The 12,623-nt window shown below is 38.0% G+C and carries 16 protein-coding genes and 1 tRNA gene; 3 read left to right on the top strand and 14 right to left on the bottom strand.

The annotated features are described in order from the left end of the window. The coding region (locus B4C08_RS06930; RefSeq protein WP_296664136.1) for a Smr/MutS family protein at window positions 1-393 on the top strand (393 nt) is incomplete at its 5' end. On the opposite strand, the gene B4C08_RS06925 is transcribed toward B4C08_RS06930, so the two are convergent. Beyond that, window positions 390-860 carry an arginine repressor gene (locus B4C08_RS06925; protein ID WP_295796983.1) on the bottom strand — a complete coding sequence of 157 codons (471 nt, stop codon included), beginning with the start codon at window positions 858-860 and terminating at the stop codon, window positions 390-392. The two genes, B4C08_RS06930 and B4C08_RS06925, sit on opposite strands and share 4 nt — an antisense overlap. 60 nt (window positions 861-920) lie before the next feature. Further along, window positions 921-3,326, bottom strand: coding sequence for a hypothetical protein (locus B4C08_RS06920; protein WP_296664135.1), 2,406 nt, complete (start codon window positions 3,324-3,326; stop codon window positions 921-923). A gap of 121 nt (window positions 3,327-3,447) precedes the next feature. On the opposite strand from B4C08_RS06920, the gene B4C08_RS06915 reads away from it, so the two are divergent. Then, window positions 3,448-5,037, top strand: a complete 1,590-nt coding sequence (locus B4C08_RS06915) for a glucose-6-phosphate isomerase (protein ID WP_296664134.1) — start codon at window positions 3,448-3,450, stop codon at window positions 5,035-5,037. 87 nt (window positions 5,038-5,124) lie between these two features. Here the strand turns inward: B4C08_RS06915 and B4C08_RS06910 are convergent, their stop codons facing one another. The 12 genes from B4C08_RS06910 to rpsP form a co-directional block, all read right to left on the bottom strand. Beyond that, a complete protein-coding gene (locus B4C08_RS06910; protein WP_296664133.1) occupies window positions 5,125-6,018 on the bottom strand; it encodes a TatD family hydrolase in 894 nt (297 codons plus the stop codon). 52 nt (window positions 6,019-6,070) lie between these two features. Next, a tRNA-Leu gene (locus B4C08_RS06905) sits at window positions 6,071-6,158 on the bottom strand. Window positions 6,159-6,233: 75 nt separating this feature from the next. After that, on the bottom strand, window positions 6,234-6,725 hold the full coding sequence (locus B4C08_RS06900; protein ID WP_296664132.1) for a hypothetical protein: 492 nt from the start codon (window positions 6,723-6,725) through the stop codon (window positions 6,234-6,236). A gap of 19 nt (window positions 6,726-6,744) precedes the next feature. Next, entirely contained in the window at window positions 6,745-6,909 is a 165-nt protein-coding gene (locus B4C08_RS06895) for a hypothetical protein (protein WP_013701199.1), read from the bottom strand. Window positions 6,910-6,912: 3 nt separating this feature from the next. Next, window positions 6,913-7,275, bottom strand: a complete 363-nt coding sequence (locus tag B4C08_RS06890; RefSeq protein WP_296091050.1) for a YraN family protein — start codon at window positions 7,273-7,275, stop codon at window positions 6,913-6,915. Further along, window positions 7,272-7,535, bottom strand: a complete 264-nt coding sequence (locus B4C08_RS06885; RefSeq protein ID WP_296091048.1) for an EscU/YscU/HrcU family type III secretion system export apparatus switch protein — start codon at window positions 7,533-7,535, stop codon at window positions 7,272-7,274. The genes B4C08_RS06890 and B4C08_RS06885 overlap by 4 nt, the downstream gene beginning before the upstream one ends. Then, window positions 7,532-8,566 carry a hypothetical protein gene (locus B4C08_RS06880; protein ID WP_296664131.1) on the bottom strand — a complete coding sequence of 345 codons (1,035 nt, stop codon included), beginning with the start codon at window positions 8,564-8,566 and terminating at the stop codon, window positions 7,532-7,534. Before B4C08_RS06880 ends, B4C08_RS06885 begins: the two co-directional genes overlap by 4 nt. Window positions 8,567-8,661: 95 nt before the next feature. After that, window positions 8,662-9,135, bottom strand: coding sequence for a 50S ribosomal protein L19 (gene rplS / locus B4C08_RS06875; RefSeq protein ID WP_294014909.1), 474 nt, complete (start codon window positions 9,133-9,135; stop codon window positions 8,662-8,664). A gap of 9 nt (window positions 9,136-9,144) precedes the next feature. Further along, window positions 9,145-9,957 (bottom strand): tRNA (guanosine(37)-N1)-methyltransferase TrmD, encoded by an 813-nt coding sequence (gene trmD, locus B4C08_RS06870; protein WP_296664130.1) that lies wholly within the window; start codon window positions 9,955-9,957, stop codon window positions 9,145-9,147. Window positions 9,958-9,962: 5 nt separating this feature from the next. Next, entirely contained in the window at window positions 9,963-10,568 is a 606-nt protein-coding gene (rimM, locus tag B4C08_RS06865; protein ID WP_296091040.1) for a ribosome maturation factor RimM, read from the bottom strand. Continuing rightward, on the bottom strand, window positions 10,568-10,801 hold the full coding sequence (locus B4C08_RS06860) for a KH domain-containing protein (protein ID WP_013701206.1): 234 nt from the start codon (window positions 10,799-10,801) through the stop codon (window positions 10,568-10,570). Before B4C08_RS06860 ends, rimM begins: the two co-directional genes overlap by 1 nt. 17 nt (window positions 10,802-10,818) lie before the next feature. Next, window positions 10,819-11,085, bottom strand: a complete 267-nt coding sequence (gene rpsP, locus B4C08_RS06855; protein ID WP_013701207.1) for a 30S ribosomal protein S16 — start codon at window positions 11,083-11,085, stop codon at window positions 10,819-10,821. 243 nt (window positions 11,086-11,328) lie between these two features. Here rpsP and B4C08_RS06850 point away from each other — a divergent pair, with 243 nt between their 5' ends. Next, entirely contained in the window at window positions 11,329-12,513 is a 1,185-nt protein-coding gene (locus B4C08_RS06850) for a galactokinase (RefSeq protein ID WP_296664129.1), read from the top strand. Window positions 12,514-12,623 lie beyond the last annotated feature (110 nt).

The raw sequence follows: 12,623 nt of genomic DNA, 5'->3' as shown, positions 1-12,623 counted from the left end.
ATTAAAAATGAAATTTGGCAAGTTCAGTTTGGTTCTATGAAAATGAATTTTCCGCAGAGCCAAATTGTTCCTTTGGAAAACAAAATTGTTGATAGAAGTGTTTTCGTTGTGATTGAGCGTGATTCTAAAACTGAAGAAAATAATGAAGTTCCAAAGTTTGAACTTAGGCTTTTAGGAATGAGAGCGGAAGAAGCTATAAAGGCTCTTGAACATCAACTTGATTTATGCATGATTAGCAGCTTTAAAAAATTCTCAGTTATACATGGAAAGGGAAATGGAATATTGCAGCAGGCTGTAGCTGACTGTTTAAACCATTGTCCTTCTGTAAAAGAATTTTATTTTGCAAGACCGGAAGATGGAGGCACTGGAAAAACTTATGTCGAGCTTTTTTAAACTTCAAGTTCTGGAATTTTTTCTTTTAGTTTTTCAAGGAAGTTTTTTGCCTGAATGCCTTCCCTAAGGCAAGCGAAAATACAGTTTTCTCCTGCTATAGTTCCGATTATTTCATTGAGGTTCATTGCATCAAGCGCATTTGCAACGCTATCTCCGTGTCCGCCAAAAGTTTTTATTACAATTATATTTCCGCTGGCTTCAATACTTACATATCCGCGCAAGAAATCCCGAATGTAAATTTGCTCGCTTTCTTTTTCAATTTCATCTTCTGGAATTGTATAGACATATCCATTATGACCATCGCTTATTTTTCCGACTTTCATAAGCTTTAAATCTCTGGAAAGTGTTGCCTGTGTAACTTCAAAACCTTCATTCTGCAAATGATTTAAAAGTTCATCTTGGCTTTCTATTCTGTTGTTTTTAATTAATTTTCGGATTGTCTTTAGTCTCAAAAGCCTGTCTTTCAAAATATACCTCGGAATATACATAAGTATGAATAAATATACATTTTATGTCAAGATATTTTTTTACAACGTTTCTTCAAATAAAATTCTTTTTCCTGCTAGAACCTTGAAGGTTTTCCCATCCCATTCAATAGTTCCTTTTTTATCAGCAATTTTTTTGAATGCTTTGTTTTCCTTAAAATCAACTTCTGAAATCTCAGCGGAAATGAATTCAGCATTAAGAATTAATGGTGAAGCTTCAAAGCTTTTTTTAGTTTCTAAGAATTCTAAAATTTTTTTCGCGCTATTTTTTAAAACTATAGTCACAATTGTTCCGTTTTTTGTTTTTAAATAATATGCTGGCAAATACGAAACGTCGTTAAATTGTTCGATTGCAATATTGTTTTCGTTTAGTTTCATTTCCATTTTTTTTGGGAGCGAAACTTCATCAAAATATTCTGAAAAAGAATTTCTTAGATTTGAATTTAACGTGCTGAAAACTTCATTGTTATCAAAATCTTGAATTATTTTTTCATAGTTTTCAATTCTAAGATCAATCAGTTCTATGACTTTTCTATAAACAAAATTTCTATATTGAACAAGCTCTTCAAATGAAGAAAAATTTGTCGCAAGCAAATCTGCTCCGTAAGTTGAAAGTTGTTTTATTTTAGGAAAATTTATTTTATTCAAAAAAGTTATTGTTGTTATAAAATCCAACGCCGAATATCCCCATCTGGTGTGCCGCGCAGTTTTTTTCAGTTCTTCAAATTGCTCTAGGTCAGAGTTTAAAAGTTCTCTGTATTTTTTGTTTTCATTTATTCTGTTTTGGACAAAGCTTCTTTCTTGTATAGAATATGTTCTGCCTTGTTCAAGCAACAAGTTTTCATTTTTGAAATCCTTTAAAAGCGGCAATGCAAATTCTGAAATTTTGGGAATATCTTCAATTCCTTGCCTTGTCATCATAAAAATGTATTTTGAAGGTTTTGATGAAAATGGCTTTTTAAGCAGCTTTGGTCTTTTTATATTTATGCCGATTTCAAAATATTCTTTTGTGCCTTCTCCAGTGAATGCGAAAAGACTGTGGTTTTTATTTTTAAAAATGTCATCTATTATTTTTTTGAATTCTCCTGAATAATTTTCAAGCTCAGATTCATTGAACTCTGCTGTTATGAAATAGTTTCTTGGCGTTCCATCGAACCCAGGATTTTTTCTTTTTGGATAAGTCCACTTTTCTAAAGGAAAAAGTGTGCATGAAAATGTTTGCTCTCCATCAGTGATTTCAAAAAAACATTTATCTTCGCTCATCAATGAAACGCCTTTTAAAGCGCATTTAAAATTTTCTTTTGTTGATTCATTTATTATAAGATTTCCTGTATATGAAAATTCTGCTTCTTCTCCAAGTTCACTTTTTGACGAATCCAGAAAATCACTTTCTTCTAAAAAAATTTCTTTTTCAACAAATTTCCATTCTGAATCGAAAATGCTTTTTTCATAAAAACCTGTGTTGCCGTTTTTATCTGTTCCTGCAACTCTTAAAATTCTAGCTCCGTTTCCTTGGCCGTTTTGCGCAATGCTTATTATTTTTGAAATTCTGCCTTTTCCTTCTGTTTGGATTTTGGGCTGTTCAAACCAGTCTTCGGCTGGCAATGCCCATGGCGAATAGTTTGAAAAATAATTTTTGCCTTTTTTCTTTTGTTCAAGTTTATCGTATGTGTACTGAAACCACATTGGATCGCAACCCATTGTGTCAAAATCCACAAGCCTTGTGTACATTGTTCCTTTTGCGCCGATTAAAAAAATTGTATCTGCGGATGCGCTTAAGCTTTCTGAAATAAATCTTCCGTTTTGCGGAACTTGAAACTGCCGGCTAAAATCAGCTGGAAGTCCGCTGTCTGTAAATCTTATATGCAATCCGTCTTCTGTTAAAAAATAAATTGTTTCAAGTCCCATTGTTCCGTAGTGATGTTCATTTCCGTAAATATCTGTGTGGTACAAAACATCTTTTCTGCGGCAGCCCATCGACCATGCTCTTTTATTTTTTGTAAATTCGTCCTGTTTTAAAAATCCGTTTTCTCCTTTTGGAAATCCAAATGCTCTTTTCCACACAAAAGGAGATTCAGGTGCGCTTTTGTCTAAAAAAACTGTATAAAGAATTCCGTTGTTGTCAAAAACATAAAGGCTGTCTCCGTCTGCGGAAATTTCTGTAACTCGCTCTGGAATCGGAAATTCGTCAAGCCCTGTTGTCTCAATTTTCGAGTAGGGCAGTCCGGTTTTTAGAAAAAGTTTCCATTTTTTTTCGCTTGGTTTCTTTGCGTAAATTCTTCCATCTACAATTGTAAAATCAAAATATTTGCAGTAAGACTGTGTCATTGTTCTTAAAAAAATTTCGTCAGGAAGAAATCCGTTCGCATCTTGTGAAGTTATTTTTAAAGCTGAAACTAAAAAGATTGCTGTAATGGAAAATACTTTTTTTATATTGAAAAAATTCATTTTTAACTTAATTCTCCAGAACTGATAATTGTTCATTGTGAATTGATTTTTAATTATTCTAGCATATAATTTTTTTTTTTGATATACTTAGGCTCAAACCATTTTTTAAGAGGCTATCATCATGTCAAATATTGCATGGAATAACTTAGACACATTGGAAAGCTTTAAAAAACTTCAGGCTTTAAAAGGCTGTGTTTCAGTTGCAAAAGAGCTTTCAGGGGCAGATGCTGCAAAGCGTGTCGCTGAATATTCAATTCCTATGGCAGACGGACTTGTTTACAATTATGCTGCAAAGCAAGTCAACTCAAAGATAATTTCAATTTTTGAAGAGCTTGTAAAAGAAAGCCAGCTTTTGGAAAAATTCGAAGCGTTGTACAACGGAGACGTAATCAATACTGGTGAAAAACGGATGGTTCTTCATCAGCTTCTTCGCGGACAGCTCGGAAAAGATGTTGTTGCCGACGGTGTTAACAAACGCGATTTTTATATAAATGAACAGAAAAAAATTGCTGCCTTTGCTGATAAAGTTCATTCTGGAAAAATCGTAAACGAGAAGGGTGAAGAATTTACTTCTGTTTGTCAGATTGGTATTGGAGGTTCAGACTTGGGACCTCGTGCAATTTATCTTGCTCTTGAAAACTGGGCAAAGCAGACTGGAAATTTTAAAATGGACGCGCACTTCATTTCAAATGTTGACCCTGATGACGCGGCGTCTGTTCTCCAGTCTATAGATCTTTCAAAGACAATTTTTATTCTTGTTTCAAAAAGCGGAACAACACTTGAAACTTTGACAAATGAATCTTTTGTAAAGGACTTTTTGAAAAATGCTGGTCTTGATTCAAGCAAGCACATGATTGCTGTAACAAGCGAAACTTCTCCACTTGCAAAAAGTCCGGATTATCTTGAAGCATTTTTTATGGACGATTATATCGGCGGACGCTATTCTTCTTCTTCTGGAGTTGGCGGAGCTATTTTGAGCCTTGCGTTTGGTTCTAGTGTTTTTGACGATTTTTTGAAAGGCGCGGCAGAGGAAGATAAGCTTGCGACAGAAAAAGATGTTAGAAAAAATGCTGCATTGATGGATGCTTTGATTGGAGTTTATGAGCGAAATGTTCAGGAATATCCTTCAACAGCAGTTCTTCCGTACTCTCAGGCTCTTTCAAGATTCCCGGCCCATCTTCAGCAGCTCGACATGGAGTCTAACGGAAAAAGCGTGAATCGTTTTGGTGAAAAAATAAATTATGTAACAGGTCCTGTAATTTTCGGAGAGCCTGGCACAAATGGCCAGCATTCTTTTTACCAGCTTCTTCATCAGGGAACAAATATAATTCCGCTTCAGTTTATTGCATTTAAAGAAAATCAAACTGGAAAAGATGTTGTAATTCAGGATTCCACAAGCCAGACAAAACTTTGCGCGAATGTTGTAGCTCAGATTGTTGCCTTTGCCTGCGGAAAAAATGATGAGAATCCAAACAAATTCTTTGCCGGTGAACGTCCGTCCAGCTTGATTTACGGAAAGCAAGTTAGCCCGAAAACAATCGGCGCGCTTTTGGCTCATTACGAAAACAAAGTTATGTTCCAGGGATTCCTTTGGAATGTAAACAGTTTTGATCAGGAAGGCGTTCAGCTAGGAAAGACTCTTGCAAAGTCAGTTCTTTCAGGAAAAATGGAAGGCGCGCTGAAGGCTTATGCAGATCTTCTTATAAAATAAAGCAAATTCAGCCCGAAGAAATTCGGACTGAATTTTTTTTCAATTTTAAAATGCCGGAAAGTTTCAATGTGATTCTTCCGGCGTTTTTTATTTTTTCAGTCTGAAAAGTTCGCTGCAGTTGTCGTCTACAATTTTATTCAGTTTGTCTACGCTTAACCCTATTTTTTCAGAAATAAATTCGTAAGTGTATTTTATTAAAAGCGGATTGTTTTCGCTTCCGCGCATTGGAACTGGAGCAAGGTATGGAGAGTCTGTTTCAAGAAGAATTCTGTCTTTTGGAACATAGCGCAAAAGTTCTATAAGTTCATCCATTTTTGCTTTTTTTGTGTATGTGGTCGCGCCGCCAAATGCAAGATGCCAGCCCAAGTCAAGAAATGTTTTTGCTTCATTCAGTCCGTAAGAAAAGCAGTGGATAATTCCTCTGTTGTAGTTTGCCGCACGGAGCACATCTACTGTATCTTCAAATCCCTCCCGCGAATGCACAATAAACGGAAGATCCAGTTCCTTTGCAAGTTCCAGCTGCATTTCAAAAAGCTCTTTTTCTCCAAAAAACATTTCCTTGTCAAAGTCTGATTCGCTGCGTCCGTCTGGTCCGCTTGGATTCCAGTGATGGTCGATTCCGCCTTCGCCAATTGCCGCAAGATGGGAAGAAAAACTGCTTGAGCTTTCCTTGAAGTCTTCAATGCTGTCCCTAAGTTCTTCGATGCAGGCTTTGCGTTCTTTTATTGAATCTGGATCAGGCCAAATTCCTGCGCTAAAGAAAATCGACTTTTTTAGTTTGCTTTGCAGATTCACATCCGGAATTTCTTCCAAGCAATCCTCAAGAATTTGCGCGCGTTCAATCAAGTCCGAGCATTTTGTGCCGATGTCCAGCCCAAAATAAATTCTATTTTTTGCCATCTGCTCAAGGATTTCCGTTCCGAATTCTTGTGAATTATTTTCAACCAGATAATGAAAGTGAAAATGCGTGTCTGAAAACATTTTAAAACCTCGAAAAAAAAAGCAGCCTGAATTTTTCAAGCTGCCTGCTGTTTGCCGGGAACCAGAATCGAACTGGCACGGCAGGTTAAATTGCCGAGGGATTTTAAGTCCCTTGTGTCTACCTATTCCACCATCCCGGCGACGCAAAATATTATATAGAATTCTGAAAGTTCTTTCAACTGCAAAAAACGCTTCTAGCTGAATATATTCAAAAATTATTTTATTTTGCTGTAAAGATCAGCCATTTCACTGCGCCATTCAGGTTTCTTGTCTTTTTCTTCCCAGTCAATAATTTTTTTTATTGAAAAGTGCTTTGTGTCGCTTGGACTTGCAAAATGAACAATTCCGAATCTGCCTTGCCCGATGTATGTGAGCTTGTCGCCTGTTTCAATTTTTTCATTTTTTGAAATAAGCTCAATTGCGCAGTCAAAGTGAATTAAAGAGTCTTCGCCTTTGCTGTTTATTGCAGTCGAAATGTCCCGGATAATTTGTCCGCAGACCGTGCATACAGGCTGATTCGCCGACTTGAATTTTTTTATAGCTTCTTCATCATGCTGAATTTGCTCTGGCGACACAGATTTTATTGTAGGACGAAATACTGGCTTTGGATGCTGAAAGTTTTTCCGCTCTTCAAAATCCCTTCTGTTATTATTATTGTTGTTTTTCCAGTTTCCGCTGTGTCTTCTTGAATGTCTGTCTCTTCGCATGGAATGGATTATAGTTCAATTACAATTTTTTTTCTATATGAAATTCTACAATATGGCGGCTCATTATAAGCGCAATTCTGTCTACGGCTGAATTTATATAGTTTTCATCCTGAATTTTTTTCTGTAGCTCCCTTATGCGGGGAGATAGTGCTGAATTTGGCGTTGCATTGTTTACAGCCTGCATTATTTACTCCGAAAAAGCGTTTTCAATATGATAAACCGGATCCAGCCCCGGAACATCAATTGCTATCACATCATAGCGTATGAATCTGTTATTATATTGTCGATGTTTTTGCAGGTAACATTTAGAAGTTTTAATAATCTTTTTTTGTTTTATTGTATTGAGCTCGTGCGCAAGAATTTCAGCATTTCCGAGAGGAAGCCTTTTCACTTCCACAAAAACCAAAAAATTCTGCTTTTCTGCTATTATGTCGATTTCGCCTTCCCGAATTCTAAAATTTCTGTCAAGAATCGAATATCCGCTTTTGATTAAAAAATCTCTGGCTTTTTCTTCGCCTGTTATTCCTTTTGCCCGTCTGGATTCTTTCACTGGGATTTTTCCATGTTTTTTATAAAGGCGAAAATTCCTGCAATTGTTTCCCAAGTACTTTCTGGAATGCACTCACCAATCTGTCGCATGGAAAGAACGTTTGCCGCAATGTCGTTTTCTACAACCGGAATGTTATTTTCTTGTGCGATTTCGATCATCTTTTTTGCAAGAATTCCGCTTTCTTTTGCTGAAATAAAAGGAGCGTCTGCATTTTCAGGATATTTTAAGGATACTGCGAAAAATTCTCTGAGTTTTTTCATACAGCAGAATCCTTAAATGGAAGTGAAATTTCTGAGTCAGTGCAAAGACTGTCAGAAAAAGCCAAGGCGGAATAGGTTACTGTCACAGAATCGCCGTTCATGCCGGAACAAAGCAATTCTCCAAGCCGCTCTTCCTCAGAATGAATGTTAGAGGTCAAAAGCGACGGTAATGTACAGAACCGCACTTCCGTAACCTTGCTCTTATTTAAATATAACACAAAAAAAAATTTTTTCCACTCAAATTCGCAATTTATTTGTATTTTTTCTGTTATTTTTTTGTTAAAATCAATTAAAATTCTTATCAGCCCTTTTGCTTCGTCTTTTTCAAGCTGCCACAAAAAGGGGAGTATTATCCAATGCTTTCCAGTTCCTTCTTTTAGCTTTAGGTGGTTTGCCAGCGTAAGAATTCCGTCTTTGTTTTCAGGAATTTCTTGATAGATTTTTTTTAAGAAGTTTTCACTGCTTTTTGAGCTGCTTTTTTCTTTTGTGCCGGAATTTTTCCATTTGTCTGGTTCTGTTAAAATCAAAAACTTTTCTATTAATTTTTCTTCCGGCTCGATTCCTTTTTCCAATAGCATTGCTGAAATTTCCACCGCTTGTTTTTCTTTTCCAGGAAACAAGGATGAAACTGATTTTGCTTTTCTGATTATCGACTTGTCAAGTTTTACGCCGCTTTGAATCATCTGCTGGACAACTTTTAGAGCAACGGAATCCGCTTCAATTCCTGCCAAATTTAAAAAATCTAATAGCGTGCGCGGGAATAAATCTTCTGTTTTTTGCTCATAAATTGTTTTTAGAATGATTTTTGAATCTGATTCTATTTCGAGCATGGCTTTGAATGAGCTTCCTTCAGAAAGCGGAATTTTGCTTTTTACGTTGATTTTTGAGCCTTGCAGAAAAATTGCATAGTTTCCGTTTCCGAGGCTTTTTATAACTTTTACAGAAACTTCGTCTCCTGTGGCAAGTTTTTTCTGCGTAATATTATGGCTTTGAATGTATGCGTTTTTTACGCTGTCTATTGCTGCGGACATTTTGTTAATTTTATAAATATTGACAAAAAAAGGGAAGACACAAAAAGTATCTTCCCTTGAATCAAGCTGTAAGAATACAGGATTTTGTAAAAATCTTATTTCTTTGCTTTTGCTGCTGCAGATGCTGCGGCTTCTTCTGCCTTGTGCTCTGCGTTGATTGCAGCTTCTTTTTTGTCTTCTGCTGCGTTTGCCGCTTTAGCCGCTGCGAGTTTTGCGTTTGCCTTTGGTCCGAGAAGCTCCTTAATTTTTGCAGCTTTTCCAACCTTGTCGCGAACGTAGTAAATCTTTGAGCGGCGTACTTTTCCAAGGCGAACAATTTCAACCTTGATAATGCGCGGGCTGTTTACAGGGAATACACGCTCAACGCCTACACCGTAGCTAGTCTTGCGAACTGTGAATGTCTTTGAAATTCCGGAGTTCTTGAAGCAAATAACAAGACCTTCATAAATCTGAATACGTTTTGTTTTTCCTTCGATAATTTCAAAGTGAACTTTTACAGTGTCTCCTACGCTGAAGTACTCTGCGTTAGGTTTCTTCTGCTGTTCTTCAATAGTCTTTATAAGATCCATTTTTATCTCCTATTTGCCGCTGTTTTTTGTTCTTGACTGAACATAACGCAGCTTGCTTTTTTGCTTGCGGTCATTCTTGTATGTTACAAAGTCCGTAAGCGCCCCGATCATTTTTTCTGCTTCTTCTGTAAGAGTACCGTCAGTTCTTGCCTTTTGAATCAGATCAGGCCTGTTCCGCAAGGTTTTCTGAAGGCTCTTAAAAAGCCGCCACTTTCGGATTTCTTCATGGTTTCCGCTGCTTAAAACAGCCGGTACCTCCATGCCTTTGTATACATTCGGCCTTGTATACTGGGGATATTCCAAAAGGCTGCCTGAAAAACTTTCTTCATCCAAAGATTCACTGGTTATTACGCCGTCAACAAGCCTGTAAACTGTGTCTACAATGACTGTAGCGGCAACTTCTCCGCTGGACATTACGTAATCCCCTATGGAGATTTCCTCGTCAACGTAGGAGTCAATAATCCGCTGGTCGATACCTTCATATCTTCCGCAAATCAGGACAATTTCATCTTTCCGGCTGAGTTCCTGGGCTTTTTTCTGTGTAAAAGGTTTTCCGCTTGGCGTAACATAAATAACATGCTTCGTCTTTTTGTATGCTTCTACACTGTCCAATGCCAGTCCTAGAGGTTCCGGTAGCAAAAGTTGTCCAGCGCCTCCGCCGTAGGGAGCGTCATCACAAGTGTGGTGTCTATCAAAGGCAAAATCCCTGATATTGACCAAATCGTAGGCAATAATTCCTTTCTCTACCGCTTTCGCCATGATCGAGCTTGTAAAAAAAGCGCGCGGAATTTCAGGAAATAAGGTCAGCACAGTAAATTTCATAGGAATTACTCCAGAATCCAGAGGTGCATGAGCTGCATAGTTTTATTTTCAATATCGACTTTGCCAATAAACTGGTCTTTAAATGGAACAAAGACTGTTCTTGCTCCGCCATTTTTATTCAGCTTAACCGAATTGTCCAAAAAACTGCAAGCCTCGGACAGCAAAATCTCAACGAGATAACCTGATCCGCCTTCCATTACGTTTGTGACTGTTCCAACAACTGAATTTTCATCAATTGCCGGTGCGGTATTGTCCGCCGTTTCCTTTTTATACCATACCGAGCATCCTTTTAAATCCTCGATATACCACTCATTTTTCTGCAGTTTATGAGCGTTCTTGCGCGGAACTACGATTTTCCACCTGTTGTATTTTGCAGCTTCTTCAGGTGAATTTATTCCAGCCAGTTTCATGTACAGAGTGGACGCTGCTTCCTTTGTTGATTCAACTTTGAAAGTTTTTTCAGCTGTTCCGTCTGACAAAGCCACTTCTTCCATACTTGCAAAATGCCCGTACTCGCCGGAAGTGCTTTCTACTTTGAATTCGCCCGTTATTCCATGGGAACCGCGGACAATGCCAACTACAAACCGCTCTGTTATCGCATTCGATGCCATCAGTCCAGAATTTCCAGGCTGTAATGCTTTCCGTCTTTATTTGACGTTGCGCTTAAAACAGTACGCAGAGCTTTTGCAATACGACCGTATTTGCCAATAACCTTGCCAATATCACCTTGTGCAACGCTTAACTGAAGAACAGGTCCGCGCTCGCCTTCGGTTTCCGTTACAGAGACTGCATTTGGATCATCGACCAATGACTTTGCAATAAATTCAATCAGGTCTTTTTCCATGTTGTGCTCCCTGTAATTTATTTGGTGATTTTTGTTCCGTCAGCAGCTAATCCGCCCTGTCTGAAAATCTTTTTTACGATTTCTGTAGGCTGAGCTCCAACGCTAATCCAGTATTTGGCGCGTTCTTCATTGAAAGAAGTCTGGCTTCCTTCTGCAGCGATTGGATGGTACTGTCCGATTTCTTCGATTGTTGCGCCATCACGTGGTTTTGCTGCGTCAAGGACGACAATGCGGTAGTCAGGGCGTTTTTTTGTGCCCATCTTCTTTAGTCTGATTTTGACCAATTTTTTCCTCCGATATGAGTTTTCCACACTAAACAGTGTGAACTGATATTTTAGTGAAAAGATTCAGCAAATTCAAGAGATAAAAGCATTTATGCCTCGGTTTCATTGTAAAAAAAACGCTGCTTGTCTTGCGCAACTGATTGCCCTTTGCCTTTTTCCTTAACTTGCTAACTGAAAAATTCTTTGTTATCATAAAGGCATCTTTAAGAACTCACTTTAATTTTTTGAATTGCGAGGTTTCAAATGGCTGAATTGTATAATCCAAATTCGCTTCCTTCCGACTTTGTAAAAGTTTACGGCGGAACAGAAGATTCTGTAAAGATTTTTTCTTCGCCGGCAAGAATCAACATTATAGGCGAGCATATTGACTACAACGGCGGAAAAGTTTTTCCTGCTGCTATAAACCGCTATCTTTATGTTGCCATCAGAAAACGCAATGACACAAAAGTTGTTTACAATGATTTGAAATTCCCAGGAAGATTTGAATTTGACATCAATGACAACTTTAAATATGCCAAGGAAAACGGATATGCAAACTACTTGAACGGAATTCTTTCCCAGATGAAAGAAAAAGGCTTTAAATTTGACTGCGGATTTGAAATTCTTATGGTAAGCAATGTTCCTGCTGCCGGCGGAATTTCATCGTCTTCTGCCCTTGAATGCGGATTTGCCTATGCCGTAAGCGAAACTTTTGGATTCGGAATCGACCGTGTTGAAATTGCTAAGCTTGGCCAGATGAGCGAGCATAATTTTATGAACGTAAACTGCGGAATTATGGATCAGTTTATAATTTCAACAGGAAAAAAGAACACTGCGATTGTCCTTGACTGCAACACGCTTGAATATGAATATGTTCCGCTTGAACTTGGAGGCTACAGGTTTGTTGTCATGAATACAAACAAGCAGCGCCGCCTTGCAGACAGCAAATATAATGAGCGCAGAAGCCAGTGCGAAAAAGCTTTAAAGATTCTTCAGGATGGAGGCGTTAAAATTTCTGCGTTGTGCGAGCTTTCTCCAGAGCAGTGGGAAAATTCGAAAGACTTGATAAAAGATGAGCTTCTTGTGCGCCGCGCAAAGCATTGTGTTTATGAAAATCAGCGTGTAAAAGATGCCGTGAGCGCATTAAAAGCCGGAAATCTTGAAAAGCTCGGCAAGCTCCTGAACGAAAGCCACGAGTCTCTTAAAAACGACTATGAAGTTACAGGAATTGAACTTGACACTCTTGCTGAAACTGCCCAAAAACAGGACGGATGCATCGGAGCAAGAATGACTGGAGCAGGCTTTGGTGGCTGCGGAATTGCTCTTGTTCACAAAGATAAAGTTGAGCAGTTTGTTGAAAGTGTTCAGACTGAATACAAGAAAGTTGTAGGATACGAGGCTTCGTTCTTTGACTGCGAAAGTGGCGACGGAGTTTCCCACTTCAACTAAAATAGCTATTTAGCCTTAATTTCGAGTTTTGATAAGAACAGCAATTTAAGTGTCATTCCCGTGCTACGACACTGCGATGTTTACGCAGTAAACTCGGTCAGGAATCTGTT

Source organism: Treponema sp. UBA753 (assembly GCF_002297325.1).
In the GTDB taxonomy this organism is placed as follows: domain Bacteria; phylum Spirochaetota; class Spirochaetia; order Treponematales; family Treponemataceae; genus Treponema_D.
This window is presented reverse-complemented; position numbering and strand designations above follow the sequence as displayed.

Bases quoted from the DNA above. Each gene is read 5' to 3' on its own strand.
- B4C08_RS06915 (WP_296664134.1), top strand. From the start codon at position 3,448: ATGTCAAATATTGCATGGAATAACTTAGACACATTGGAAAGCTTTAAA.
- B4C08_RS06860 (WP_013701206.1), bottom strand. From the start codon at position 10,801: ATGGAAAAAGACCTGATTGAATTTATTGCAAAGTCATTGGTCGATGAT.
- trmD (WP_296664130.1), bottom strand. From the start codon at position 9,957: ATGAAATTTACTGTGCTGACCTTATTTCCTGAAATTCCGCGCGCTTTT.
- B4C08_RS06895 (WP_013701199.1), bottom strand. From the start codon at position 6,909: ATGCAGGCTGTAAACAATGCAACGCCAAATTCAGCACTATCTCCCCGC.
- B4C08_RS06885 (WP_296091048.1), bottom strand. From the start codon at position 7,535: ATGAAAAAACTCAGAGAATTTTTCGCAGTATCCTTAAAATATCCTGAA.
- rplS (WP_294014909.1), bottom strand. From the start codon at position 9,135: ATGGATCTTATAAAGACTATTGAAGAACAGCAGAAGAAACCTAACGCA.
- rimM (WP_296091040.1), bottom strand. From the start codon at position 10,568: ATGGCATCGAATGCGATAACAGAGCGGTTTGTAGTTGGCATTGTCCGC.
- B4C08_RS06850 (WP_296664129.1), top strand. From the start codon at position 11,329: ATGGCTGAATTGTATAATCCAAATTCGCTTCCTTCCGACTTTGTAAAA.
- B4C08_RS06880 (WP_296664131.1), bottom strand. From the start codon at position 8,566: ATGTCCGCAGCAATAGACAGCGTAAAAAACGCATACATTCAAAGCCAT.
- B4C08_RS06900 (WP_296664132.1), bottom strand. From the start codon at position 6,725: ATGCGAAGAGACAGACATTCAAGAAGACACAGCGGAAACTGGAAAAAC.
- B4C08_RS06920 (WP_296664135.1), bottom strand. From the start codon at position 3,326: ATGAATTTTTTCAATATAAAAAAAGTATTTTCCATTACAGCAATCTTT.
- B4C08_RS06910 (WP_296664133.1), bottom strand. From the start codon at position 6,018: ATGTTTTCAGACACGCATTTTCACTTTCATTATCTGGTTGAAAATAAT.